The organism is Herminiimonas sp. KBW02, from assembly GCF_003852535.1.
In the GTDB taxonomy this organism is placed as follows: domain Bacteria; phylum Pseudomonadota; class Gammaproteobacteria; order Burkholderiales; family Burkholderiaceae_D; genus Oxalicibacterium.
Window position 1 is genome coordinate 1 of the sequence record NZ_QAJP01000007.1, and the last position, 24251, is coordinate 24251.

A 24251-nucleotide genomic window follows, 5' to 3' on the forward strand; every position below is an offset into this window, starting at 1 on the left:
TTTGCTTTGCGCGACGGATTTGTAATTCTGCGATTCACGTCTCTATTCTCGACGGATGCGCCCTGCAAAAACAGCGCTTGAACTGTAATACCGCAGCAAAGACTCTCGCTTCCGTACCAAAAATTTCGCTTCAGCTTCAAGCCACGTTGCTTCCTTCAATGTGTTCCGCTTCATCCCGGAAATTCGCACGTTGATGATTGCCGCCAATTCAATACCTCTTCTTCGTCCTCATTCCATTACCCGTCGCTAGCGCGAGGCCTTCAACTTCACACCGGATTTTTGCGTGATCGATTACCTGGGTGAATCTATATACGCACATACCATCTCGACCGCGCCATCCTGGTGCGTGACCGACTGCTACAAGCAGATGAAATGAATAGTGTTCGATCAGACTCCATCCTTTAATACTCATTCAGATAAGTCCCTGAATACATCGATGGATTTCACATATGCTCCTGGCGAGCATCAAAGTTGCAGGCGATGCTGCAGATGACTAACTCATGACTAATTCAAGTCGTTCTTTAACATGTTTATAGACGATGAAAACTCGCTCGATTGCGCTTGGAAATCAGTCTGTTGATTTGTTCAACTGACATATGACGCGTGGATTAGAGATCGCTCTTAAGTTGTTCAATGATCGCGCTGTAAGTCATTCGCAAGATTTGATATCTAGTTATTGCGTTCCAAACAATTTTTAGATACGGTTGTAACGGACGCCTTGAATTGTGTGAATTTTTCTTGCCGCTTACCCGGCATGTCTTCGTCAATTGATGGTTATCGTAGTTCCCTCGCAGTGCTATTGGAGAGTTGAAATGGATGATGTAGTCATTGTTTCTGCTGGACGTACTGGTGTTGGAAAATTTGGCGGCGCGCTCGCAAAGACCGCAGCCTCTGATCTCGGTGCTCACGTCATTAAAAACTTATTGGCGCGTAGCGGCATACAGGCTGACCAGATCAGCGAAGTTATATTAGGACAAGTTCTGACTGCAGGTTGCGGACAGAACCCCGCGCGTCAAGCCTTGATACGCAGCGGTATTCCGGACATGGTGCCGGCTTTCACGATTAATAAAGTATGCGGTAGCGGTTTGAAAGCGACACATCTCGCAACGCAGGCGATCAGATGTGGTGATGCACAAATCATCATAGCCGGTGGCCAGGAAAATATGAGTGCATCGCCACACGTGCTGAATAATTCACGCGATGGTTTTCGCATGGGTGATGCGAAGCTGATCGACACCATGATTCATGACGGTTTGTGGGATGTCTACAATCAGTACCACATGGGTACGACAGCAGAAAACATCGCGAAGAAATTCGGTATCTCACGCCAGGAGCAAGACGAGTTTGCACTGGAGTCGCAGAACAAAGCTGAGGCTGCACAGAAAGCCGGCAAGTTTAAAGATGAAATTATTCCTTTTGAAATACAAAGTAAAAAGGGAAATATCGTCTTCGACAGCGACGAATACATCAAACACGGCACGACACTGGAATCATTGACAGCTCTGCGTCCGGCGTTTTCCAAAGACGGCACAGTGACAGCTGGCAATGCATCCGGTATCAACGATGGCGCAGCGGCAGTGATTATGATGACGGCGCAGAAAGCTAAAGAGCTGGGGCTCAAACCGCTGGCAAAAATTAAAGCTTATTCATCCGCAGGGGTAGACCCGAGCATCATGGGCATGGGGCCAGTTCCGGCTGCGCAGCTGTGTCTGAAAAAAGCGGGATGGAAACATCAGGATGTCGATCTGATGGAAATCAATGAAGCCTTCGCTGCACAGGCGATTGCCGTGAATCGCGAGATGGGCTGGGATACCAAAAAGATCAATGTGAATGGCGGCGCGATTGCGATCGGTCATCCTATCGGCGCCTCTGGTTGCCGCATCCTGGTGACCTTGCTGCATGAAATGATACGACGCGATGCGCACAAAGGTTTGGCCAGCTTGTGCATCGGTGGCGGGATGGGGGTGGCGCTTGCGATTGAACGATAAGTTTCGGCTAAGCTTGAGCAGCGCGCACATGCTTGATAGAACAGTCAGCCATTTTTACGAATAATAAGAGGAGACAGTTATGACACGCCTTGCATTGGTGACCGGTGGTATGGGTGGTTTGGGTGAAGCGATTTGCATCAAACTGGCAGCACTTGGATATCAGGTGGTGACGACCTACTCACCGGGAAATACCAAAGTAGATGAGTGGCTGAAGCTCATGAAAGAAAGCGGCTACGATTTTCACGCTTATCCATGCGATGTGTCCGACTTTGACTCAGCGCAAAAATGTGTCGCGCAAATCGAGAAAGAAATGGGACCTGTTGATGTGCTGGTGAACAATGCCGGGATCACACGTGACATGACTTTCAAACGCATGGATAAGCCGAACTGGGATGCGGTGATCGGAACCAATCTGGATTCCGTTTTCAACATGACCAAGCCGGTGTGTGACGGCATGGTGGAGCGCGGCTGGGGACGTATTATTAATATTTCTTCGGTGAATGGACAGAAGGGTGCTTTCGGTCAAACCAATTATTCAGCAGCGAAAGCAGGCATGCATGGTTTCACCAAAGCATTGGCTCTGGAAGTTGCGCGCAAAGCCGTTACCGTGAACACGATTTCACCGGGCTATATCGGTACCAAGATGGTGACCGCGATTCCGCAGGATGTGCTGGATACGAAAATCGTGCCGCAAATTCCTATGGGGCGCCTCGGCAAGCCGGAAGAAGTAGCCGGTCTGGTGGCTTACCTGGCATCGGATGAAGCTGCATTTGTTACCGGTGCAAACATCGCCATTAACGGCGGCCAACACATGTCTTAAAAACAAAGCGCCGGGATCAACCCGGCGCTGTTTTGTTCCTAGCCAATACGCTAAGCGCATCAGGCTGGTTGATCTATCAACTCCTGCAGACGTTCAACCAGCGTTTCCGTTTTTGTATAGCCGGACGTCACCAGATATAGCTCACCAGATTTCTCCAATACCAAAGTAGGGAAGCCGGACACGCCCCATAATTTGGTTTGCGTAAAGTCGGCTTCTGTTGCATTTCGTGCTTCTTCCGATGCCCAGGTGCGCAGGAACTCGGCTGCATCGATCTGGATGTCAGCCTTCGCAAATACCGCAGCAGCGATATCTGCCAATACTTCACCCTTGGTCGTATCCAGGTTTTCTGCATAAAAACCGTGCTGGATCGCGTGGAATACATCCAGCGCGGTATCCGGTGCCAGCATGCCCGCAGCAACGACGGCACGGCAGGCAGGTTCGGTGTCATAGATAAAGCCTTCATGCGACAAGCCATTTTTTGCGAATGGCAGGCCACTGACTTGTTCCACTTTTTTCCAGTGTTCAAGCAAGGTGGCTTTCAGTTTCTCATCCATCACTTCATTGTTGTAGGCACGCAAGCCGCCGACGATCAGCTCCAGCTGCGTATCCGGCAAGCCGCTCAACAGTGTGTTGAGTTCAGGCCCGAAGCCGTAGCACCACGAACACATAGGATCGGCAATGTAGATGAGTTTGGCCATGAATCAGTTTCCTTGTTATGAGTCGTTCAAGATAGCTACAGATTTACCAGCCAGCAGCATAGCACTGGAGTTTAGTTTTCCGCAGTTGCCGGCAACGATAATTTTGGTTGCTGGCGCAAGGTCTGTACGGTTTTGCTGAAGACTTCGTACGGAACCACAGCATTCAGCTTGCGCCATAGTTGCCACAGCAAATCTGCATCGGCCAGCGCGCGGTGACGTGCTTCGGGAATTAAATCATGGCGCGCAATCAGGCTATCCAGATTGTGCTTCTTTTCTGCAGGAAACAGCGCGCGTGACAATTTGACTGTGCACAGCATTTCGGAATTCAGTGCATGGCCGGCACGGGCGAAAGCGTGGTGCAGAAAACCGTAATCGAAACGTGCATTGTGTGCGATGAACAAGCCATCCTGCAAACGTGCACGCACTGTATCTGCCAGTGTTTCAAATGCTGGTGCGGTTTCGACCATCTCATCGCTGATGCCGGTCAGGCCCTGGATGAATTCAGGGATAGGGCGGCCGGGATTGACGAAGGTAGACCAGCGCTCTATGCAACCATCCGGATCGACCGCGACTATCCCGATTTCGGTAATGCGGTCATTGATCAGATTGGCACCTGTTGTTTCCAGGTCAACAAATATCAGTTTTTCGTGTGGGCTCATGACAGCATTGTCCCATGCCTGCTGCAGCGCCGCTGGTTTTCACGGCGCAAGGCTATCTTCGTCTCAGGCAGCGGCGTGTACCTTGATGCGGACATCGCCGAGAGTGACGACCTGACCTGCACGGATCTTGCAGGTTTTGCGTAACTCGGTCTTGCCGTCTACTTTTACTTTGCCGCTGGCGACCAGCATTTTTCCGGCGCCGCCGCTGTCGCAGAGTCCGATCAGCTTCAGCAGCTGGTTCAGTTCGACGAATTCGTCGTTCAGTTCAAATTCAAATTGTTGCATCGTAGTCTGCTTTTAAAAGGTCGCTGTGGATATTAGCCCAGGGTCTGGCGGGCGTTGTCCAGCCACATATCCAGTGTCGTCAGTAAATCGATCTGGCTGAAGGAGCAGCTTTCTTCCGTAAACAGGCTGCCGGCTTCCAGGCGGCTCAGCAAGTCTTCCATGACGGTACTGTATGGACCAGGCAGGCTTGCCAGCAGTGCCGTTTGTGCGCGCCAGGTCTGGCAAAATTCAGCGACGCTGATGCGACTTTGCCGGAGGGCTTCAACAGAGTCTTGCAGTAACTGCAGTGTTTGGGTGTGCGACATAGAAGTAAAAAAATAAAAGCGCCTGAGCAGGCATCAGATGCCGTCAAAAGCAGGTAATAAAAATAATCCGATTACAGCCAGGTAGCCGATCACCCATGTGAGTGAACGCAAGGTAGGCCGGTCCGTCAGATAGAGCAGCGTGTATACGAGGCGTGCCGCAATAAATACGACAGCCAGCATATTAATCGAATCCTGATCGGCATTCAGTTGTTGTGCAACTAAAACACCTGCCGCAAAGAAAGGAAAGGCTTCGAAGTGATTGCGATGCGCACTGTCGGCGCGGCGACGCAGCCCTTCCTGTTTTTCCAGCCAGCGGCGCGGCTCCGAATTATCGAAATCGCGGCGTCCCCATTTAGCGATAGCGATGGTGGCAACGGGCAGGATGCCGGCAATCAGAACGCACCAGTAAGAAAGATTCATGTCTGTCTCCGCTGAATAGTTAATTTACGGCAGTTGACCAGCGCACAGATTAGCACGCTGCGTGGTAAGGGCAGCGTATTTGGTGTCAGACGGGTATTTAGTTACGGCTGGGTGCGATGGCTTCGGCGTAGTCATACAGCGCGCCGAGGATTTCCTCGCCACGTTCGTCTACGTCCTCAGACAATTGGTCGATTTCGGCAAACAGGGTCTCTATAGTGCGTGCTCCGGCTTCACCGTCAAACAGGCGCGCTATACGATGTTCTTCCCAGCGCTGCTGTTCTTCTTCATTCAGCGTATGCGGGAAGTTACGGGCGCGGTAGCGCCAGACGATTTCCTCCAGACGCGGATCGCTAAAGGCTGGCCGTGCCTGCGCCAGTGCTTCCGGTGATAGTGCGCGCAGCTCCTGCAGCGTGCGCCGGTCATTATTGCCGATAAAGCCGCCGTACAGATCCTCGTCCACATCGGCTGCCGCTTCTTGCGGACGGTAAAACACTTCTTGCCAGATCGCGCTCATGTCCGGGGTTGTGGCTGCCGCTTCTGCGTGCTGCAAGGCAGTCGGTATGTCTATGCCCCATTGTTCTGTCATCGCTGGCGACAAAGTCTTGAGGTTGCTAATGACGATGGGTGATTTATTCAAATGTATGGTTTTGATAGGCAGGCGGCCTACGCCTTCCGGCAAGGCATCCGCTTTGCTGAACATGCGCATGCGTATGGTCTCGGCATCCAGTCCGGCGAGCTCACTTGGATCAGCTGCGAGATCCCAGACGATGACTTCATTCTTATTGGTCGGGTGCACGGCCAAAGGCCAGACTACAGCGATGCAGCCGAGCTCGGCAGGGATCATGCCGGTGATATGCAGGAAGGGGCGACGCAGCGGCAAGCCGATTTCGGCGGCGACTTTGTCTTTCTTGTGCAAGCCCAGGCAGAAGTCGAACAGCTTGGGTTGGCGATCACGTATCAGGCGTGCCAGCGCGATGGTGGCGCGTACGTCGGATAGTGCATCATGCGCTGCTTCATGCGCGATGCCATTTTCAGCCGTCAATTGTTCGAGGCGGAAGCTGGGGCGACCATCCGGATGCTTCGGCCAGTTAATGCCTTCAGGGCGTAATGCATAAGCGGTACGCACCACGTCGAGGATATCCCAGCGACCGCAACTGTTTTGCCATTCGCGCGCATACGGATCGATCAGGTTGCGCCAGAACATAAAGCGCGTGACTTCATCATCAAAACGTATGGTGTTGTAGCCGACGCCTATGGTGCCGGTTTGCGACAGCGCTTTTTCTATCTCTGCTGCGAACTGGTGCTCGGGTATGCCGCGTTCCAGGCAGACCTGTGGGGTAATGCCGGTAATCAGGCAGGATTGCGGATCGGGCAGGAAGTCATTTGCCGGCTGGCAGTACAACATGATGGGGTCGCCGATTTCGTTGAGTTCCGCATCGGTCCGGATCGCGGCAAATTGTGCCGGGCGATCACGACGTGTCTGGATGCCGAAGGTTTCGTAATCGTGCCAAAGAAAGGTGTGCGTAGCCATCGTGAAATATAAAAATGAAATAGTTCGAAGTTTGCGGACGCAGGTTTAAATCGCGACCTGATTGCGTCCGGCTTGCTTGGAGCGATAGAGCGCTGCATCGGCTGCCGCCAGCAAGCCATCGGCATCTTGCTGTGGTGCCAGCACGGCAACACCAAATGAAGCCGTGATGTGCGGCAAGGGCATATGCATATCGGCAAATACTACCGCCAGGCGCATGCGTTCACACAGACGTTGCGCCACCATGGTACCAGCAGCGATATTGCTATCCGGCAGTATGACGATCAACTCTTCACCGCCGTAGCGTACGGCAAAATCACTGGGACGCAAAGCCGCACTCAGGACGCTGGCGGCGGTACGCAGTGCGGTATCGCCGACCAGGTGGCCGTATTCATCATTGAAGCGCTTGAAATGATCGAGATCGATCATGATCAGGGACAGCGGATGCTTGGCCGCATGCGCCTCTTCGATCAGGTGAGATAGTTTGTCGTTCAGCCATGCCCGGTTGTGTAGCCCGGTCAGGCCGTCAACCATAGAGAGCTGACGATAGAATTCGCCGACTTTCTCGCGGCGGCGCAACTGGGCATTGGCCGCGCGCAGGCGGAACGATAGCTGGCGCAAGAGATTGCGCGCGACGCCGTTCGCTTCATCAATCAGGCGCCACAGAGTGCCGGATTCTATGACGAGCAATTCGGTTTCCTGCAAGGCCAGCAGCGTACTGGAGTGGGCAATATCGTCCAGTACCGAGAGTTCTCCCACACTTTCGCCAGGCAGAATTTTCTCGGTGCGTATGCCCTGCGTTTCATCGATCAGGGTATTGCCGAGAGCACCGCGCAGGACCGCATAGACACATGCTTCATTGCTGCGTAAAGGGGAAATGGTTTCGTCTTTTTGCAGACGGACTATCGCGCAGGTATCGAGCAGTGTGGCAACGACAGGATCGGTAACGCCATCAAAGAGGTGGATGCTGCCTGTGGCGTAAGCGGATGCACCAAAAGTCGTAATCTGCTCCAAAGTATCCTTCTATTTTTCTGTCAACAATACGCGGCTTACTTCATCGAACAGCAATTCTGTTTCGTGGAAGACCTGCAGATAAACTTCTTCACTCAAATCCAGTCCGACCCAGGCAACGTGCGACACCGGCGGCACCAAATCATTTTCCAGATGCGATAAATCGAGTGCATGTGCGATCGCATCAGCGATATGCACGATGGATGCCAGCGAGCGTACTTTCTGTTGCTCCGGATTGTGATGTCCGGCGATCGCATGGCGTATCGTATCGGAAAAATTCCAGTGTGCGGCCAGTGCTTCTCCCGCCATCACATGATCAACGCCCAGTACTTCCTGTTCCGCTACCAGCCAATGGCAATCATGTTCTGCGCGATACGCGATGACGGCTTCATACTCGTTGCGGAAATAAGTGACCAATACCAGGCGACCTATATCGTGCAGCAAACCGGCGGTGAATGCGTAATCCTGATTGACGTGCAAATGACGTGCCAGTACGCGTGAGCACACCGCAGTCGCTACTGAATGGCGCCAGAGCGCGAAGAAATCGAAGCCCGCCCAATTATTGGGCGGGAAGTAACCTGTCAGGGCACTGGCGGTGACGACGTGGCGCACTGCGTTAATGCCGATCAGGGTAATGGCTTGCTGTATGGTCGTTACCTTGGACTGCAAACCATAGAATGACGAGTTGGCAAACTGCAGCGTTTTTGCCGACAGCCCCTGATCCATGGAAACCTTGCGTGTGATGACATTGATGTCGGTCTCATCGGGGCCGATATTTTTCATCAAATCCTGCACGATGGCAGGCAGCGCAGGCAAATCGCGAATTTGGTTAATGACCTGGTTGAAATGCAGCTTTTCGATATGGGCGTCACGCATGGCGTTCGTCATGGCTGTTCTCCCAGACGAAACTTGTAGATATAGCGTTGTAGCAAACCGTTTGCATCTTCACCGTCCGAATTGCGGAACAGGCGCGTCAGGCGTGTCTGCAGGTAAGCACGTTGTGCGGCAGCTTCTTCCTCACTTAATTCGCCCATGAAAATTCGTAGTGACGAGATGTCGTGACGGCGTAGCGACTCCAGCATCTGTTCGTTCAGTTCCGCGCCTTTAGGCAACAGGATCTGCCCCTGCGCATCCAGCAGATTATCTGCCAGCACCATGCCGGGTGTGACTTTGTCCAATGCTAACTGTTGATGAATAACGCCCACTATGTCTGCCTCTTTTGTGTGATTTCTGCTGATTAGCTTACCATCGGGCGCGATATGTATCCATGGGGAAATAAAGATGATGTTTTATCGTCAAAATCAGCGCAAATGGGAGGTGTTGTATGCATGCGCTAAAGGGTGTGCCCGTGATGGAATAAAGGCAAGAAATTTATAAGCTGATTGCGTGGTTCAGGCCGCGTAGCGATTGCGCCCCAGACCTTTGGCTTCATACAGGGCGGCATCAGCCCGGCGTACCAGATTATCCCATGAGCATACTTCGGTTTTCGGCAAGGTAGTCAGGCCGGCGCTGATAGTGACCGGGTGGGTGCCGAGAAAGCGATATTGGCGTACTGCGTCAACCAGGCGCTGCCCGACCAGAGCCGCGTCATCACGACTGACGCCGGGCAGGATGATGAGGAATTCTTCGCCGCCATAGCGACCGACCAGATCGATGGTACGGCAGGTTTGCTGCAGGATGGCCGCGACTTCCTGGATCACGGTATCGCCTGCCGCGTGGCCGAATTTATCGTTGAAATACTTAAACATATCTATATCGATAAAGGCGATCGTCAGCTCATGGCCGAGGCGCGTCGCCGAAGCCAGGCTGTATTCACCTGCTGACACGATGGCGCGGCGGTTCAGTAATTTGCTGAGTTCATCATGGGTCGCGAGGTGGCGATTCTCTTCGACGGTGCGTTCAAAGTAGAGTAGCAAGAGTCCTATCGAAAACAACACGGTGCCGACCGTCGGGATCATATACGCGACGACAATCTCGAAACTGGAGCGCTCCATCGGCAAGGTACCAACAAGCTGTAGCGAGGCAATCGCGATGCGCAGCACGTTACCTGTCATCAGCAATACGATGGCACCGAATACCAGGGTTTGTACGAAAGTCTTGGGCCATCCTTTTTGTCCGCGCCAGATTGCATGCAGGCTGAGGCCGAGCAGGATCAGGACGGTGCATGAAACCAGAATGGCGCGTTGCTGGAAGTTGGCACCCAGCATGAAGAGTAGCGCGAGTACGGCGACAAACGCGACGCAGATAAGCCAGCCCCATTTTTGCGGCGGCCTTTTGTAGAACGCACGTATGCCATACCACTGGAAAATCAGGCCTATCATCACGGCGCCGGTGCCGTTCAGGATAAAAGCGGGGCGATGCAGGCGATTATTGACGATGGCGATGAGAATGCCGAAAGCGATCCAGGCACCGGATAAAGCCCAGTACTTGGTGCATTTTTCTGAGGGAGTGGTATAAAAAACCCCGGCCATCACCAGTGCAATACAGAATTGCACAAGGATTAACGCGATGCCAGCGGTTAACGCATCCATACTTTGCCTGACGATCCGCGAAGATAAGTCGTGTCTTGAATAAGATTGCAGCTTGGTAAGGATTTTAACGGATTCCCAATCGAAACAATGGGAACTATTGTCAAATACGATGACAATCGTTAATTTCGTTGCCTAATTGCCAAAGTAACGTCGTATCTTTGCCGCAAGCTGCCGGGTGACCGGGTTTAAGGAGAGGATTTACTCTTCTTCGCGTATTACAAACGCGTGTTTACGCAAATCATCGAGGCTCACCATTTCGAGCACTTTTTGGTTGGTGCTTTCCAATACAACTTTTGGCGCAACGCCGGCGCGCCATGCCTCCACCCAGCGACTGGCACATAAACACCATTGATCGCCCGGTTTGAGTCCGGGGAAGTTCCATTCCGGGCGCGGGGTGGACAAATCATTGCCGCAAGCTTTGCTGAAAACCAGAAAGGTGGCCGTCATCACCGTGCAAATGATGTGTGTGCCGACATCTTCTTCATTGGTCTTGCAGCAACCGTCACGGAAGTAGCCGGTGAGTGGCTGGAAGGAACAAGGAACCAGGGGTTCGCCAAAGACGTTTTTTGCGATGGGCAGGGTAGGCGGCATGTAAGTCGTTTATGGAGATGAGTGACAATCAGTACGGCGCAAACTTTACCACGTGCGCCGCGAAGCCTGTCCTTATTCCTGATCCTTCAGGGTTTGCTCCATATCTTCCATCTCGATCTCGATTGCCTTGGTACTGATCACGATTTCATAGAGTGATACCAGCAGCGACAGCACCAGCATGAAAATGCTGAAGCCAAAGATGATCTGTGCGATAAAAATCAATTTGATGAAGACCAGGAACATCGACAGCGCGCACAGGATGAATGCGCCGACGCCCATTTCCTGCATGCGGCGTATCAGCATCACGCGCACGCGCAGGTTGGCGATCTGGCGCAGCACGACATCGTGGGCGCGCTCCTGATACTTGACGTGGAGCTGGCGGATTAATTGCGCGATGACCAGGAAGCGATTGGTGTATGCCAATAGCAGCAGTGAAATGGCGGGGAACAGCAGGGCTGGCGTAGTCAGGTCCATGTATCTTTCCAACGGTAATGGAGTAGGGGAGGTCAGTCGTGCCGTTGTTCGGCACTACCAACCGTAACGCAAGAACTGCGCCTGACTTGGTAAGGGCAGGCGCTGAAGTAAGCGTTATCGTTGCTTGTACTGTAGTTGCTTGTGCGGCTACATCAAGACGACATTGTAATGAAGAAGCCTGACGTGGTCATTACGTCACGGGCCCACGTTTAACAAAAAACAGGCCGGTGCCGATGGCAATGAAGAGGCCGCCAAAGAAGCGGTTTTGTTTTTTCACTGCATGGGTATTGCGGAAAAAACGCTGCATCGACGAAGCGGCCAATGCATAGCCATGCATCACGATGATATCGATCACACAGATGGTGAGGCCGAGGATCAGTAATTGCGGTAGCAGTGGCGCATCCTTGACGATGAATTGCGGTAGTACCGCCACCATGAAAATTACGCCTTTCGGATTGGTGACGTTCGTCAGCAAGCCATGCAAAAAGCGTTTGCGAAAGCTCGGTACCATGCTCGCGGCGGTTTGTGCCTGCATCTCTGGTGCGATGACGACTTTGGCGCGCCATTGGCTAAGGCCGAGGTAAATCAGATAAAACGCACCTATCGTCTTGACGATATTGAAAGCCATCTCTGAAGCCAGCAACAGGGAGCCGACACCCGCACCGGCTACCGTCAGCAGGAAAATCAAACCGAGTTGCAAACCGAGTATGGATGCTGTGGTTTTGCGTACGCCATACGACAGTCCATGCGACATCGACAGGATAGCGCCAGAGCCAGGCGTAATGGCGATCAGGATGGCGGCGATCAGGAAAGTAAGCCAGAGGGAGAGCGTCATGATGGAAGCAGATGTGCGGTCAGGCTCATATGATAATGCTTGTGCGCGGAGCGTGCTTTGCACGTTCGGTTTTTGCTGCCGACTGATAAAACGCCTGGTGTATATCGCCAAATTTCAGCAAATTGGCTAAACTAAAATCACTGTCAAAGTTCCAGTTCATGTCGGGGTGTAGCTCAGCCTGGTAGAGTACTGCGTTCGGGACGCAGGAGCCGGAGGTTCGAATCCTCTCACCCCGACCAGGTGATGCCTGGACGGCTTGCTCCTGATTCTTATTTCCCTAGCTTAACGCTGCGACGACTATGCGCGTGGCAGATGCGATGACGTCTTCACGTGGTGCGGCATCTTTACCGTTTTGCGTAAAGTAGATGGCCGTCACCAAGGCTGAGCCGCCGGGCGGCAAAAGTATGCCGATGTCATTGGTCGTGCCGTAAGAGCCTGTGCCGGTTTTATCGGCGACCTGCCAGCCTCCCGGTACACCGGCCAGCATGCGTTTGCCTCCGGTCGTATTGCCTTTCAGCCAGTTCATCAGTTGTTCGCGTTGTGGCTGCGGCAAGGCGCGGCCCAGAGCGAGCTTCTCCAGACTATTTTCCATGGCTGCCGGAGTAGACGTGTCGCGTTCATCGCCGGGTAACGCCGAATTCAGCTCAGGTTCCCAGCGATCCAGGCGGAATACGTTGTCGCCGATGGAACGCATATAAGCGGTGACGGCCGCAGGTCCGCCCAGTTCCTTCATCAGGAAATTTGCCGCTGCGTTATCGCTGTACTGCAAGGTGGCCGCACATAGCTCGCTTACCGTCATCCCATCCGCCAGATACTTTTGCGTGATCGGTGCGTAGCCTGATTTTTCTGTGTCTTCCTTTTTATAGCGAATACGTTTTTGCAGTAACGACGTATCGCTCGTGCTTCTTTGCAGGACGGCGGCGGCAACCATGACCTTGAAGGTACTACAGAAAGGGAAACGTTCTTCCGCGCGATATTCGACACGCTGATCGCTTGCCATATTGATTGCCGAAACGCCGAGCCTGCCACCGGAGCGTACTTCTATTTTCTTCAGTTCTTCCTGCGCGGTCTGGCGCGAGATTTTTTGATTGTTTGCATAGGTGGACAAGTGCAGGCCTGAAAGCGGTGTGGCAACTGCGGCGAGTAGCAGGGAGCGGCGGCGGGTAGATACAAGCATGGTCTTTTCCAAAAAATATCGGGTGCTCTCAATGAGCGCGAAACTATTTCCTGAGCCTATCTGAGATTTTACAAATCGTGGCAAATGCGCCGCAAATTATTTTTTTTTGCAGCTCGATTGCCACTCGGCAATATTGCTCTCCTTTTTTGCCCATAAAATTGACGTATGAAAACATTTTAAGTGCGGGATAGTTTTTTCCGGCTGTTCAATTTAGGGGAAATATGAAAAGTAATGGATCTATGAATCGCTTTTACCGCGTCATCTGGAATGCCAGCACAGGTGCCTGGCAAGCGGTAACCGAATTGAGCAAAGGGCAGGGAAAAACCAAAAGTATGCGCGCCTTGCGCCGTGCAGCAGCAGTAACGCTGGGATTGGCTTCCGTGTCGGTCATGGCAGCGGATGTGCTGCCGGCTGGCGGTACCGTGGTTGCCGGCAACGCTGCAATCAGCCAGTCTGGCAGCGCCATGACAATTAATCAAAGCACGAATAAAGCAGTCATCGACTGGCAAAGTTTTTCAGTAGGTCAAAACAATAGCGTCACCTTCATCCAGCCGACTGCAACATCGGTCGCACTGAATCGGGTTCTGGGCTCGGACGTTTCGTTGATCCAGGGACGCATATCCGCGAACGGTATCGTCGCGATTGAAAACCCGAACGGCATCCTCTTCACGCAAACAGCGCAGGTCAACACCGGCGGCCTGATCGCTTCGACCCTGAAGTTTTCGCTGCCTGAATTCATGAATGGCGAGTACAAGCTGGCTGGTACAAGCAGCAACGCGATTGTTAATCAGGGCAATATTACGGTGGCGAACGGTGGCACGGCTGCATTTGTCGCCGCCAAGATCAGCAATACCGGTAATGTCACCGCCAATAGCGGCAATGTGCTGATGGGCGCAGGCAGCGTCGTCACGCTGGACCTTGGCGGCCCGGTCAAACTCGAAGTCAAGCAAGCCGCCATTGACGCGCTGATAGAGAACGGTGGCGCGATCAAGGCGGACGGCGGTCTGGTGTATCTGCGTGCGCATGCAGCCGGCGAGCTGGCAACGACTGTTATCAACAATACCGGCGTGATCGAAGCACATACCCTGGCGACTGGTGAAAAAGGTCAGATTTACCTGATCGGTGACATGCAAAATGATCGCATCGCGGTGAGTGGCAAGCTCGATGCAAGTGCACCTGTCGGCGGTGACGGCGGCTTCATCGAAACCAGCGCGGCAGACGTCGCGGTAGCGGACAACGCACATGTGACTGCAGCATCGGCACAAGGTAAGGGCGGCGCATGGTTGATCGATCCGACCAACATTACCATCCAGGCAGGCAGCTGCACTGGCACTAACTGCCTGAGCACAGGCACCATAGAAAGCACACTTAATGGCGGTACCGACGTTGCCATTGCAACGGCGGCAGCCGGCAGTGAAGCAGGCGACATTAATGTTGAAGCGCCTATCAGCTGGAACAAGAACAAATTCAGCCTGATCGCGCACAACAACATTAATATCAACGGCACGTTGACAGCGACCGGTACCGGCAGCCTGGCTTTTGGCTATGGCCAGGCGACGACAGATGGTGCAGGTAGTAGCTATAACGTGAACAATGGCGCGAAGATTTTCATTCCGTCTGGTGGTGCATTCACGTGGTTAAAGGGTTCTGCCGGAACGGTGAAGAACCTGGTGCTGGATAACGGCTTGCTGCGTTTCGGTAATGGTACGCAAACCTCGCTCAATCAATACGGTCAACTGGAACAGCCGTTTTACTTCGATAATGTTTCGGTCGTAAACGGTCAGCAGCGTAATACCTGGTACAAGCTTACATTCAGCAGTTACCCATTGGATTTGCAATTAGCGACGGGTGGCGATGGTACTTCGAGCTGGAATGCAAACGGTGAGAAAGTGAACACCCAGACTGGTTTCCCCTCGGGGACGACCAGCTCCCTGGAGATTTCTGGTTACAAGGAAGGCGTGGGTTCGATTACCTCGAACATGAACATAGCTTTCACCGGCGGTGAAGCACTGCAAGTATCGAATACCTATACCTTGAATGCGGGGCAGTCTTACCTCAAGACTGATACCACCATCACCAATGTGGGCAGTGTCGCCGCATCCAATGTGCGTTTGTGGGTAGGTACACGTGACGATTATGTTGCGCAAACTGACCAGCCTTTTAAATACAAAGGAAATCTGACGTCTAATGGCTTTGAGCAATTGACTAGCCAGAATGAGCAATCGAAAGCGCTGAAAATTACTGAACGTAACGACGGGCAGGGTGCTGCTATCCTTTTCTATTCGACTTCGCCTGGTGCGGATACGTCGGTAAATTACTGCTGTAGTTTTTCAAATGCGACAGATACTGATCCGCGCAACTCGCCAATTACAGAGGCTGCCAGAGATGGTTCATACGCATTGTTTTTACGCCTGGCAAATCTGGCCGCAGGCCAAAGTGACGGCATGACCTGGTACTACGCGGCAGGTCCGGCTGCCATGCTGGACGGCATAGTAGGACAGGTTTCCGCTTCTGCCGGAACGCCGCGACCTGTGGTCGTGCCAACTACGACTACACCTGTCGTCACTGCAATTTCGAGTGCGCAGAATACGGTCAATACAAACACCGCGACCCCTGCCACCGTGAACAGCAATATCTTGCCGCCGGCATTCGTGGCACCGGAAGTCGCGGGTAAAACGATGAACGTTGATACCAGCGGTGGCTTGCGTCTGGTTTCGCTGGATGCAGGGACGTCAGGATCGGCTGGTAGCGGCAATTCCAATTCCAATGTGAATGCGAATGGTGGTTCGGGCGCGGCGGACGGTTCGTCCTTGCCGAATGCTGGTGGCGCTAACCAGGCTGGTCTCGACCCGTCCGGTTTCATGAAAGTCTTTGTCGTCGGTGGCGGCGTGTCCTTGCCGGATGTCGCGATGAATAATCAAGGTGTACAGATAGAAGATCTGAATAAGACACAGAAGGGCGGATCGCGTTAAGCGTTGGTTTGATGCCCGGCTTACTTATTCACCATCTTTATTAAATTTGATTATTCGAGATCGTTCATGAACAGAAATACAGTAGTTGCTACACCTTTGTCGCGTAAACCTTTATCAGCCATAGTTGCAGCCTGTGCCGTAGTCGCCGCTTTCCCTGCATCAGCGCAGATCGCGCCTGATGCAGGTCGGGTTTTGCAGCAACAGGCACCCGTCATCGAAGCGCCGAAGGCAGCGCCTGGCATCAAGATAGAAACACCAAAGCCAACATCGGTTCCGGCCGGTGGTGTGCAAGTGACGATCCAGTCCGTCACCATCCAGGGCAATACTTTGTTCCCGGAAGCCAAATTGCTGGCGGCAATTGGTGAAGTCAGCGGCAAGTCATATGATGCAGCGGGTTTGCGCGAGCTGGCTAATCGCGTTTCCGCTTACTATCACCAGGCTGGTTATCCGTTTGCACGCGCCTACCTGCCGCCGCAAGGCATGCAGGATGGTGTTTTGCGTATCGATGTAGTGGAAGGTCGTTATGGCAAAGTGCAGGCGCATGGCGATGCCAAACTGGCCGATGCAGCGCAACGCTTCCTCGCACCTTTGCGTCCGGGTAGTGTGATCCAGAGCACGCAACTGGAACGTATTTCTCTGTTGATGGATGATCTGCCGGGTGTGCGTGTCGCACCTATCATCCGCCCTGGCCAGGAAGTCGGTACCGGTGACCTCGCGGTCGAGATCGAACGTACAGCGAAATACACGGGTGACGTCGGCATCGACAATCACGGCAACCGCTATACCGGTCGTGCGCGTGCGCGTGCCAATCTGGATATCAACAGCCCTTTCCTGTTGGGCGACCAGATCAACATCCGTAGCTTGTACACCGAAGAAGGCATGTGGTTTGGCAATCTCGCTTACAGCATGCCGCTGGGCATTTCCGGTTTGCGCGGGCAGGTTTCCTATACCCACACTTATTACCAATTGGGTAAATCCTTCTCGGCACTGGATGCCAACGGTACGGCGGATGTGTATAGCGCTGGCCTGAGCTATCCGATCCTGCGCTCGCAAAAAACCAACCTGACACTGAGCGCAACGTATCAATATAAGAAGCTCAACGACAGGCGCGGTGCAGTCGGTACCAGCAATGACAAATCCAGCGATACCTTGCCGGTCGCACTGAGTTTCGATACGCGTGACCAGCTTGGCGGCGGCGCGGTTACTTATGGTGCTGTTACCTGGACGCCGGGTAAGCTCAAGCTTGATCACTCCCTGAGTACCGTCGATGCAGCAAGTGCACGCAGCGCAGGTAGCTTCAACAAAGTGAATCTTGATCTTGCACGCATACAGGCTGTGACCGATAAGCTGAACTTGTTTGGACGCATGTCGGCACAGTGGGCTGACCAAAACCTCGACTCCTCCGAAAAATTCGGCCTCGGCGGCCCGACTGGTATACGTGCTTATCCGGTTGGTGAGTCGTATGGTGATCAGGGCTGGCTGGCGCAACTGGAAGTGCGTTACGCAGTCGGCGCATTCGTGCCTTACGCGTTCTACGATGCCGGCTGGATTAAAACCAACTCCAAACCATGGACCAATGCCGACAACAAACGCAGCATCGGTGGTTACGGTGCAGGCGTACGCTTTGCGAAAAACCAATGGAGCGTCGATACGGCAGTCGCATGGCGCAGCTATGGCGGTCGTCCTGAGTCAGATACGGCAGATCGTCAGCCTATGGGATGGGTTACTGCCGGCTACAAATTCTAAGTCTCGCAAGTATTCAAATATAGGTACAAACAAAAACGGCCTCCTGAACGGGGCCGTTTTTTATTGCCAACCACTATAAGCTTCAGGCGGTACGCACGAACAAAGTCGTCAGCGGTGTATCGCCCAGCACGCGGCTGCTATGGCCGTGTACCTTGTCATTAAACTCCGCGCCTGCAGGCACCAGGTCATTCGAAAAGAAGTGATCGCCAGCTTTGAAGACGCGCTTGCTGCCATCGCGCAAACCAATTTCCATTTCACCGCTGAGGACCACCAGCCATTGCGCCGTCGTCGTGCAATGGAAATCGCTGCTCACACCAGGCGGGCTATGACGTACCTGAAAGCCGCCGGAAGGAATCAGATCCGACAGAAGTGCTTTGGGTGAGCCGCCTGGTAGCGCAATTTCCGCTACCCGGAATTTGGCGTAGCCGTCAGTGTCGGTATAGAGAACGATATTATTGAATGTAGTCATGGTTATGTTTCAGTTGGGCATATGCAAAAATGTCCGCTACCCGTTTAAACGCGATAGCGGACATGGATGCGATATCCTAACTGATCTGATGCCGGACTTCAGGTTTTAGCTTTTATTGCTACCCAGCATGCGTACTGCTAATGCAGCCAGTGAAGACAAAGTCGCCAGCACCACAACACCGGCCCAGCCAAATTGCGACAACAGCAGGCTACCGAGTGCCGCACCGCTGGACATGCCGATGAACATACCGGTGAACAGCAATGCATTCAAACGGCTGCGCGCACCTGGTTCTATGCTGTAGACGATAGTCTGATGGGCAACCAGGGTCGCTTGCACACCCAGATCAAAACCTATCGTCGCAATCACCAGCAAAGTCAGTTGCATATGGGTAGGCAGGCTGGGTGCGAGCAACATGACTGCAAACGAAACCGCGCCAAGACCAGCACCCAGACGTGTTACCAATTCAGGGCCGCGTTTATCTGCCAGCTTGCCAGCCAAAGGAGCGGCCAATGCACCCGCTGCGCCTGCCAGACCGAAGGAGCCGGCCGCAGCGCTACCCAGATGAAAAGGTGCGCCATGTAACATCACTGCCAGCGTCGACCAGAACGCGCTGAAGCCGAGTGCCAGTAAGCCTTGTGCCAAAGCGGCCTGACGCAGCGCAGGGTGACGACGCCACAACTGCACCATCGAACCGAGCAATTGACCGTACGCCAATTGCGTAGTTGGCTGGAAGCGTGGCAAGCCGCGCCATGTGGCAACCGCAATCATTGCAACGCCTACCGAAGCGGCGATGTAGACCGAGCGCCAGCCGAACTCTTCTGCGCCAAAGCCGCTGATAACGCGTGACAACAAGATACCGAGCAATAAGCCCGTCATTACCGTGCCGACTATTTTGCCGCGATGCGATTCAGGTGCGAGTGTGGCGGCAGCAGGGACGATGTCTTGTGCCATCGTCGCTGTCAGGCCGATCACCAGGCTGCTGGCCAGCAACCACATGATGCCGGGAGCCAGGCCGCTGGACAGCAAGGCCAGTGCCAGCAAACCAGCCTTGATCAGGATGATGGTGCGTCTGTCGTAGCGATCACCCAGCGGCGCCAGCAGCAAAATGCCGAGTGCATAACCGAGCTGGGTCAGTGTCGGTACCAGACCTATCATGCGATCGCTGGCGTGGATGTCTGCGCCGAGTACGCCGAGCATGGGCTGGCTGTAGTAGAGCGATGCGACGCTCAGGCCGGCGCCGGTGGCCAGCAGCAGAACCAGTGGTGCCGGCAGCGCGGCTTTTTCGGTCTGTGCATGTGTGGATTGAATAAGCAGCATGGGAATTCCTTGTTATTAACGACAGAACGGATTTTCATCTATGCGTTTAAGGTTTGGTAGTAGCTCTAAACGTAGATTTGTTATACGCTTAACGTATGAAAGAATCAGGGAATCCAGGCGTAGACCGCATCGAACTGATGCAAACCTTTGTCCGTATCGTCGAGACGGGCAGCCTGTCGGCCGCTGCAGAGCAACTTAAAACCAGCCAGCCCACGGTTAGCCGTCGCTTGCAGGCACTGGAGCGCAGCCTGGGTTTGCGGCTGTTACAACGTTCGACGCATGTGATGAAGCTGACCGAAGACGGCGAGCGTTGCTATGCGCATGCGAAGGATTTGCTGGATAACTGGAAAGCGATGGAAGCAGACTTGCGTGGCACGCAGGATGAGCCGGAAGGCACCTTACGGGTACTGGTGCCGCATGCTTTCGGGCAGGAACATTTAATAACGCCGCTGGCGGATTACCTCGGGCGTTATCCACGCGTATCTGTGGAGTGGATGCTGCATGACCGTCGTCCCGACTTTATCGCGGAAGGTATCGATTGCGCGATCCAGGTTGGGGTGGTCGATAATCCGTCGGTGGTGGCGATCAAATTGTTTGATGTACCGCGTATCGTGGTGGCTTCACCGCAACTGGTGTCGGGTATTTCTTCATCGTTGACGGTTGATGATTTGCACACATTGCCGTGGCTGGCGTTCCGTACTTTCTATCGGGAAGAAGTCATGCTGACACGGCAAGCCGATGGCGCAGAGCATGCATTCGAAATCCAGCCGCGCATGAGTACCGACAGCCTGTATGCCTTGCGTACCGCAGTGGCGTCGGGTCTGGGTGCCGGGATTATTTCAGGCTGGCTGGTGGCGGATGACATTGCACAAGGACGCTTGCTGCATCTCGTGCCTGACTGGCGCGCGCCGTCATTGCCGGTGTACCTGGTGTATCCACATGCGCGTTACTATCCGGCGCGTTTGCGTCTCTTCCTCGACACCATACGAGCGATACAACCGCTGGGGCAGGAGCTGGGTGTACCTAATGCCGGAAAAGGTAAATCCAAAAAGTAGGCTTAAGCCGCTGCCGTCACAAACTCTATCATCACGCCCGGCGTCGGTACGACAAACAACTGTCGCTCACCGGTAGCGGGTACTTGCGACGACTCGTATTCATAAGTGGCGGCCTGCAATTTCGTAATCAGCTTGTTCCACTCGTCTGCACTATCTACCCGGAACGCAATGTGATCAATGCGTGCAGGCGACTTCGTGATGGGTCGTTCGGAATGGGTCTTGATCAGGTGAATCACGGCTTTGCCGTCGTGGTACAGCCAGTAACCTTCAAAACCAAAAGGCGGGCGCTCGCCTGCCGTGAGTCCGACGATATCGCAAAAGAACTGGCGTACCGCTTCCAGTTGCGGTGTGACGATGGTGGCGTGATCGATTTTCATGCGGCTATCAAATGAGCAGTGATGGCGTATTAGCTGAACTGCGTAATCGGGCGATTCTGCGCGATGCTCCAGCCCGCAACCATGTTGCCGGCGGTCTCGGCGTTCGTCGACTGCACTGTGTAAGTCCAGAGTATCTCGGTGAAGTTCAGCTTGAACTGTTCGGTCGGCATATCGTCCGGATGTGACTGGAACTGGATCTCGCTCACGATGGCATCACGCAGGGACAGCGTGATGATATTGCTGGTCTTGTCGCCGGAATTGCGTGCGATATAAAGCACGGTAGGCTGATCCTTGCCTTTGCCCAGCGGCTGCGCGCGCAGGCAGTAGTCATATAGCTTCACCGATGTGTTGTCGACATACTTCACGCACGTCAGTTCGGTAATGATAGGGCGATCAGCCGCAGTGTTATCGTGCGCCTGCTCACCGGTAATCGCAGTTCTGAGCCGCATCCCCTGATGTACCGAAACGAGTTCTAAACATCTGCCCAGCTTCAGGCTTGCATCCTGCCATTGCGGGTCTATGAGTGAGCCGCCTGTTGTGTCACTGGTGGCAGGTATAAAGTCAGGATCGCCGGGTTGCAGCAGGATTAAATCCATAGCTATGTTTTAGTTCGATGAAGTGTGTTGGTCGGAAGCGGCAGTGTACGCTTAGTTGCCGAAGTAACCTATGCCCTTGGCAGCCATCGCTGCACACAGGATCATCGCTCCCAGCAGCATCAGTTCCGCATGGATAATGCCGCGCAGTTTGCGGCTCTGCACATCACTCAGTTCAGGCACCACGCCTTGCTTCAGTGTTTGATTCCACTTCAGGAAAGTCATGGTCGGATGGATGGAGATCAGACCGACGATGATAAAGAGCACCATCTTGATAATGAAAGGCGCGCTATGCATGTAATAGTCGGCGCCTTTTTCAAAATACATCACACGCAAACCACCAATGATCAGGATCAGGCCAGCAGCGACGCCGTAGATGGCGTCGTAGCGCTGGATTTTCTTTGCGGTGGCAAGTGTTAACGGTTGCTTCAGTAATAGCATTTCGAAGGCCAGCGTGAGCATGATGGCCAGGAAGGCTATGTGGTGGAGGAAGGCGACGAATGCATTCATATCTTTTTGTTCTGATAAAAAGTTTTAATTCATTCAAATTTTCTTAATGAATGACAGGACTATGATAAATTTCACCACAATCAAACAATGACTGCTTAAATTATGTCGATAGCTAGCCAACTTTCTCATCTTCAAACACAGCTCGATTTAGAGCGACGCTTAGTGTCTTTCGATAGTTACGACATGAGTGTTCGACAAATATATGAAATGTTTGTTGAAAAGGCAATTTCAATTCCGCCCGAATACCAACGTCAATTTGTTTGGGGGCCAGAGCGCGAGTCGGATTTAATTGAATCGATTTTATTGGGGATCCCGGTGCCAAGTCTTTTTATGGCAACCAATGCAGACTCGACTTGGGAGATTGTGGATGGTGTTCAACGACTTTCGACAATTGCACATTTCGTGGGATTGAAGGACTCGCTCTTAAAAACGATTAATCGTGATAGCGCGCTGAAGATTGTTGGTCTAGAAAAATTAAATGCACTAAATGATCTTACGTATGAAGATCTTCCGAAATCAGTTCAATTAATGTTTTTAAATCGACCTATTCGGGTCACTGTATTAAATGATAAAAGTGATTTAAACGTACGTTTTGATTTGTTTGAACGGCTGAATACAGGCGGTGTTCTGCTTACCAATCAAGAAATACGTAATTGCATTTTTAGGGGGCCGTTCAACGAGTCTTTAAAAAAATTATCGAAAAGCGCAAATTTTTCTACTGCTGTGCGATTAAAAGAATCTGCACAAAAAAATGGAATGTCAGAAGAGTATGTGTTGCGCTACTTTGCATATCTAGAAAATCATAATCAATTTGGTCATAGTGTAAAAGGCTTTCTAAACGATTACATGAAGGTAAATGCTGATAAGCGTTTGTCACCAGCAAAAATTGGGTTGTTTAATAAAACTTTTGATTTGTTAGCGGCAGCTTATCCGAAGGGGATAACACGTGGGCAAGCTAGTACTACTTCGGCTAATTTATATGAGGCTTTGGCAGTTGGAACAGCAATGGCGGTTCAGGCTGGAGCGAAGGTATCAGTTGCTAAACTGAGCAAGATAGCAGGGAACCTAGAGTTAAGAAAAATCACCACGGGTGCGACGAACAGCAAAACAATGGTTTTGAAAAGACTTCATTTTGTTCGTGATCTTCTAATATGACTTTTAGTATTCAGCGCTCAAGTGGTGACGCTCGGTTTCAAGAAGTACGAGCGTTATTAAGTTTTATTAAGACTCAGGAGTCGGATACAACTCCTCCACTTGATAGTGAGCTCGTTAAAACCTTAAGAGGGCTTTTTTTTGTCCATTTGTATGGTGCCTTCGAAAAGACTATCAGCGAGGCAATTGAATATTTTTTGCAGGAAGTTGGTACTTTAAGTATTTGCTATTCTCATGCAACGGTAAAATTTCTTCCTACCGCTATGCATTCAAATTTTCAATCGCTGGAGGCCGGGGAAGGGAAGCGATGGGGCAAACGATTAGAATTTGTTCGTCAATTGGAGGCAAATACAAGTTGTGCCATCAGTAATACGATTTTTTCGGCGCAACTTCAAAATGTGAGACCCGAGGTTCTATCTGATATTGCAGCGTGTCTCGGTGTTCAAGGGCCAATTCAATCTACTCAGGCAAACTTGCTTTATTTAACTGAAGTCGTCGAGAAAAGAAACCAAGTCGCACATGGGCGTAATACTCCAGCGAGTGTTGGCTCCTCCGGACGTTCTAATAACTTAGAAATTAACCTTAATGCGGTTATTTTGATTGCACACGAATTTTTTGAGTTGCTTGAATATCATTTCAATCAATTGGAATTTATAGATGTGGCCAATAGATCTAACTATCGACCACAAGCGGCCTCTCAAACAATATAAGTTTCTAATTTTTTGAAATCAGTAAAAT

General features: G+C 52.4%; 26 protein-coding genes and 1 tRNA gene. 8 read left to right on the forward strand and 19 right to left on the reverse strand.

The genetic code is table 11. The features are described 5' to 3' along the window. Positions 1–812 precede the first annotated feature (812 nt). Positions 813–1988: an acetyl-CoA C-acetyltransferase gene (locus DBR37_RS12015; protein ID WP_124574732.1), complete on the forward strand. Its 1176-nt coding sequence runs from the start codon at positions 813–815 to the stop codon at positions 1986–1988. Between the two features lie 79 nt (positions 1989–2067). Further along, positions 2068–2808 (forward strand): beta-ketoacyl-ACP reductase, encoded by a 741-nt coding sequence (locus tag DBR37_RS12020; RefSeq protein WP_124574733.1) that lies wholly within the window; start codon positions 2068–2070, stop codon positions 2806–2808. A gap of 59 nt (positions 2809–2867) precedes the next feature. Here the strand turns inward: DBR37_RS12020 and DBR37_RS12025 are convergent, their stop codons facing one another. From DBR37_RS12025 to DBR37_RS12085, 13 genes are all read right to left on the reverse strand, one after another. Further along, positions 2868–3506 carry a DsbA family protein gene (locus DBR37_RS12025; protein ID WP_124574734.1) on the reverse strand — a complete coding sequence of 213 codons (639 nt, stop codon included), beginning with the start codon at positions 3504–3506 and terminating at the stop codon, positions 2868–2870. A 71-nt stretch (positions 3507–3577) separates the two neighbouring features. Further along, positions 3578–4165, reverse strand: a complete 588-nt coding sequence (locus DBR37_RS12030) for a PolC-type DNA polymerase III (protein ID WP_124574735.1) — start codon at positions 4163–4165, stop codon at positions 3578–3580. 63 nt (positions 4166–4228) lie between these two features. Continuing rightward, positions 4229–4450 carry an RNA-binding S4 domain-containing protein gene (locus DBR37_RS12035; RefSeq protein WP_124574736.1) on the reverse strand — a complete coding sequence of 74 codons (222 nt, stop codon included), beginning with the start codon at positions 4448–4450 and terminating at the stop codon, positions 4229–4231. A 32-nt stretch (positions 4451–4482) separates the two neighbouring features. After that, the gene (locus tag DBR37_RS12040; protein ID WP_124574737.1) at positions 4483–4755 is read right to left on the reverse strand and encodes a hypothetical protein; all 273 of its coding nucleotides are present in this window, start codon (positions 4753–4755) and stop codon (positions 4483–4485) included. A 33-nt stretch (positions 4756–4788) separates the two neighbouring features. Next, positions 4789–5175, reverse strand: coding sequence for an MAPEG family protein (locus tag DBR37_RS12045; protein ID WP_124574738.1), 387 nt, complete (start codon positions 5173–5175; stop codon positions 4789–4791). A gap of 97 nt (positions 5176–5272) precedes the next feature. Further along, positions 5273–6706 carry an exodeoxyribonuclease I gene (sbcB, locus tag DBR37_RS12050; RefSeq protein ID WP_124574739.1) on the reverse strand — a complete coding sequence of 478 codons (1434 nt, stop codon included), beginning with the start codon at positions 6704–6706 and terminating at the stop codon, positions 5273–5275. Positions 6707–6751: 45 nt separating this feature from the next. Beyond that, complete coding sequence (locus DBR37_RS12055) at positions 6752–7717, reverse strand: GGDEF domain-containing protein (RefSeq protein ID WP_124574740.1); 966 nt, start codon at positions 7715–7717, stop codon at positions 6752–6754. A gap of 9 nt (positions 7718–7726) precedes the next feature. Then, positions 7727–8602, reverse strand: coding sequence for an HDOD domain-containing protein (locus DBR37_RS12060; RefSeq protein WP_124574741.1), 876 nt, complete (start codon positions 8600–8602; stop codon positions 7727–7729). After that, a complete protein-coding gene (locus DBR37_RS12065; protein ID WP_233588362.1) occupies positions 8599–8892 on the reverse strand; it encodes a hypothetical protein in 294 nt (97 codons plus the stop codon). Before DBR37_RS12065 ends, DBR37_RS12060 begins: the two co-directional genes overlap by 4 nt. A gap of 213 nt (positions 8893–9105) precedes the next feature. Then, positions 9106–10245: a GGDEF domain-containing protein gene (locus DBR37_RS12070; RefSeq protein ID WP_233588363.1), complete on the reverse strand. Its 1140-nt coding sequence runs from the start codon at positions 10243–10245 to the stop codon at positions 9106–9108. 198 nt (positions 10246–10443) lie between these two features. Further along, positions 10444–10836 (reverse strand): DUF2237 family protein, encoded by a 393-nt coding sequence (locus DBR37_RS12075; RefSeq protein ID WP_124574743.1) that lies wholly within the window; start codon positions 10834–10836, stop codon positions 10444–10446. Positions 10837–10908: 72 nt separating this feature from the next. Further along, on the reverse strand, positions 10909–11310 hold the full coding sequence (locus tag DBR37_RS12080; RefSeq protein WP_124574744.1) for a DUF2721 domain-containing protein: 402 nt from the start codon (positions 11308–11310) through the stop codon (positions 10909–10911). 190 nt (positions 11311–11500) lie between these two features. Further along, positions 11501–12145: a LysE family transporter gene (locus DBR37_RS12085; protein ID WP_124574745.1), complete on the reverse strand. Its 645-nt coding sequence runs from the start codon at positions 12143–12145 to the stop codon at positions 11501–11503. A gap of 162 nt (positions 12146–12307) precedes the next feature. Between DBR37_RS12085 and DBR37_RS12090 the strand changes: the two genes are divergently transcribed. Next, positions 12308–12384, forward strand: a tRNA-Pro gene (locus DBR37_RS12090). A gap of 38 nt (positions 12385–12422) precedes the next feature. Here DBR37_RS12090 and bla read toward each other — a convergent pair. Next, entirely contained in the window at positions 12423–13322 is a 900-nt protein-coding gene (bla, locus tag DBR37_RS12095) for a class A beta-lactamase (protein WP_124574746.1), read from the reverse strand. A 239-nt stretch (positions 13323–13561) separates the two neighbouring features. Here bla and DBR37_RS12100 point away from each other — a divergent pair, with 239 nt between their 5' ends. Together DBR37_RS12100 and DBR37_RS12105 are read left to right on the forward strand one after the other, a co-directional pair. After that, positions 13562–16294: a filamentous hemagglutinin N-terminal domain-containing protein gene (locus tag DBR37_RS12100; RefSeq protein WP_124574747.1), complete on the forward strand. Its 2733-nt coding sequence runs from the start codon at positions 13562–13564 to the stop codon at positions 16292–16294. Between the two features lie 66 nt (positions 16295–16360). Beyond that, positions 16361–18040, forward strand: a complete 1680-nt coding sequence (locus DBR37_RS12105; protein ID WP_124574748.1) for a ShlB/FhaC/HecB family hemolysin secretion/activation protein — start codon at positions 16361–16363, stop codon at positions 18038–18040. Positions 18041–18122: 82 nt separating this feature from the next. On the opposite strand, the gene DBR37_RS12110 is transcribed toward DBR37_RS12105, so the two are convergent. Continuing rightward, positions 18123–18509 (reverse strand): cupin domain-containing protein, encoded by a 387-nt coding sequence (locus tag DBR37_RS12110; RefSeq protein WP_124574749.1) that lies wholly within the window; start codon positions 18507–18509, stop codon positions 18123–18125. A 105-nt stretch (positions 18510–18614) separates the two neighbouring features. Then, positions 18615–19826 (reverse strand): MFS transporter, encoded by a 1212-nt coding sequence (locus DBR37_RS12115; RefSeq protein ID WP_124574750.1) that lies wholly within the window; start codon positions 19824–19826, stop codon positions 18615–18617. Positions 19827–19921: 95 nt separating this feature from the next. On the opposite strand from DBR37_RS12115, the gene DBR37_RS12120 reads away from it, so the two are divergent. Next, positions 19922–20881 carry a LysR family transcriptional regulator gene (locus DBR37_RS12120; protein WP_124574751.1) on the forward strand — a complete coding sequence of 320 codons (960 nt, stop codon included), beginning with the start codon at positions 19922–19924 and terminating at the stop codon, positions 20879–20881. 2 nt (positions 20882–20883) lie between these two features. On the opposite strand, the gene DBR37_RS12125 is transcribed toward DBR37_RS12120, so the two are convergent. From DBR37_RS12125 to DBR37_RS12135, 3 genes are read right to left on the reverse strand one after another with little or no spacing between them, the layout of a single operon-like run. Then, positions 20884–21258 (reverse strand): VOC family protein, encoded by a 375-nt coding sequence (locus DBR37_RS12125; RefSeq protein ID WP_124574752.1) that lies wholly within the window; start codon positions 21256–21258, stop codon positions 20884–20886. 29 nt (positions 21259–21287) lie between these two features. Then, positions 21288–21854 carry a type VI secretion system tube protein Hcp gene (locus DBR37_RS12130; RefSeq protein WP_124574753.1) on the reverse strand — a complete coding sequence of 189 codons (567 nt, stop codon included), beginning with the start codon at positions 21852–21854 and terminating at the stop codon, positions 21288–21290. Between the two features lie 51 nt (positions 21855–21905). After that, positions 21906–22361 carry a DUF2214 family protein gene (locus DBR37_RS12135; protein WP_124574754.1) on the reverse strand — a complete coding sequence of 152 codons (456 nt, stop codon included), beginning with the start codon at positions 22359–22361 and terminating at the stop codon, positions 21906–21908. Positions 22362–22463: 102 nt separating this feature from the next. Between DBR37_RS12135 and DBR37_RS12140 the strand changes: the two genes are divergently transcribed. After that, entirely contained in the window at positions 22464–23516 is a 1053-nt protein-coding gene (locus DBR37_RS12140) for a DUF262 domain-containing protein (RefSeq protein ID WP_124574755.1), read from the forward strand. Next, on the forward strand, positions 23513–24223 hold the full coding sequence (locus DBR37_RS12145) for an MAE_28990/MAE_18760 family HEPN-like nuclease (RefSeq protein ID WP_124574756.1): 711 nt from the start codon (positions 23513–23515) through the stop codon (positions 24221–24223). The genes DBR37_RS12140 and DBR37_RS12145 overlap by 4 nt, the downstream gene beginning before the upstream one ends. Positions 24224–24251: the final 28 nt, after the last annotated feature.

Excerpts from the sequence above, each read along its gene's own strand:
- DBR37_RS12080 (WP_124574744.1), bottom strand. The coding sequence starts at position 11,310 with ATGGACCTGACTACGCCAGCCCTGCTGTTCCCCGCCATTTCACTGCTG.
- DBR37_RS12020 (WP_124574733.1), top strand. The coding sequence starts at position 2,068 with ATGACACGCCTTGCATTGGTGACCGGTGGTATGGGTGGTTTGGGTGAA.
- DBR37_RS12035 (WP_124574736.1), bottom strand. The coding sequence starts at position 4,450 with ATGCAACAATTTGAATTTGAACTGAACGACGAATTCGTCGAACTGAAC.
- DBR37_RS12110 (WP_124574749.1), bottom strand. The coding sequence starts at position 18,509 with ATGACTACATTCAATAATATCGTTCTCTATACCGACACTGACGGCTAC.
- DBR37_RS12070 (WP_233588363.1), bottom strand. The coding sequence starts at position 10,245 with ATGGATGCGTTAACCGCTGGCATCGCGTTAATCCTTGTGCAATTCTGT.
- DBR37_RS12115 (WP_124574750.1), bottom strand. The coding sequence starts at position 19,826 with ATGCTGCTTATTCAATCCACACATGCACAGACCGAAAAAGCCGCGCTG.
- DBR37_RS12135 (WP_124574754.1), bottom strand. The coding sequence starts at position 22,361 with ATGAATGCATTCGTCGCCTTCCTCCACCACATAGCCTTCCTGGCCATC.
- DBR37_RS12145 (WP_124574756.1), top strand. The coding sequence starts at position 23,513 with ATGACTTTTAGTATTCAGCGCTCAAGTGGTGACGCTCGGTTTCAAGAA.
- DBR37_RS12120 (WP_124574751.1), top strand. The coding sequence starts at position 19,922 with ATGAAAGAATCAGGGAATCCAGGCGTAGACCGCATCGAACTGATGCAA.
- DBR37_RS12140 (WP_124574755.1), top strand. The coding sequence starts at position 22,464 with ATGTCGATAGCTAGCCAACTTTCTCATCTTCAAACACAGCTCGATTTA.
- DBR37_RS12015 (WP_124574732.1), top strand. The coding sequence starts at position 813 with ATGGATGATGTAGTCATTGTTTCTGCTGGACGTACTGGTGTTGGAAAA.
- DBR37_RS12130 (WP_124574753.1), bottom strand. The coding sequence starts at position 21,854 with ATGGATTTAATCCTGCTGCAACCCGGCGATCCTGACTTTATACCTGCC.
- DBR37_RS12125 (WP_124574752.1), bottom strand. The coding sequence starts at position 21,258 with ATGAAAATCGATCACGCCACCATCGTCACACCGCAACTGGAAGCGGTA.
- DBR37_RS12100 (WP_124574747.1), top strand. The coding sequence starts at position 13,562 with ATGAATCGCTTTTACCGCGTCATCTGGAATGCCAGCACAGGTGCCTGG.
- DBR37_RS12045 (WP_124574738.1), bottom strand. The coding sequence starts at position 5,175 with ATGAATCTTTCTTACTGGTGCGTTCTGATTGCCGGCATCCTGCCCGTT.
- DBR37_RS12085 (WP_124574745.1), bottom strand. The coding sequence starts at position 12,145 with ATGACGCTCTCCCTCTGGCTTACTTTCCTGATCGCCGCCATCCTGATC.
- DBR37_RS12060 (WP_124574741.1), bottom strand. The coding sequence starts at position 8,602 with ATGACGAACGCCATGCGTGACGCCCATATCGAAAAGCTGCATTTCAAC.
- DBR37_RS12075 (WP_124574743.1), bottom strand. The coding sequence starts at position 10,836 with ATGCCGCCTACCCTGCCCATCGCAAAAAACGTCTTTGGCGAACCCCTG.
- DBR37_RS12030 (WP_124574735.1), bottom strand. The coding sequence starts at position 4,165 with ATGAGCCCACACGAAAAACTGATATTTGTTGACCTGGAAACAACAGGT.
- DBR37_RS12105 (WP_124574748.1), top strand. The coding sequence starts at position 16,361 with ATGAACAGAAATACAGTAGTTGCTACACCTTTGTCGCGTAAACCTTTA.
- DBR37_RS12025 (WP_124574734.1), bottom strand. The coding sequence starts at position 3,506 with ATGGCCAAACTCATCTACATTGCCGATCCTATGTGTTCGTGGTGCTAC.
- sbcB (WP_124574739.1), bottom strand. The coding sequence starts at position 6,706 with ATGGCTACGCACACCTTTCTTTGGCACGATTACGAAACCTTCGGCATC.
- DBR37_RS12040 (WP_124574737.1), bottom strand. The coding sequence starts at position 4,755 with ATGTCGCACACCCAAACACTGCAGTTACTGCAAGACTCTGTTGAAGCC.
- bla (WP_124574746.1), bottom strand. The coding sequence starts at position 13,322 with ATGCTTGTATCTACCCGCCGCCGCTCCCTGCTACTCGCCGCAGTTGCC.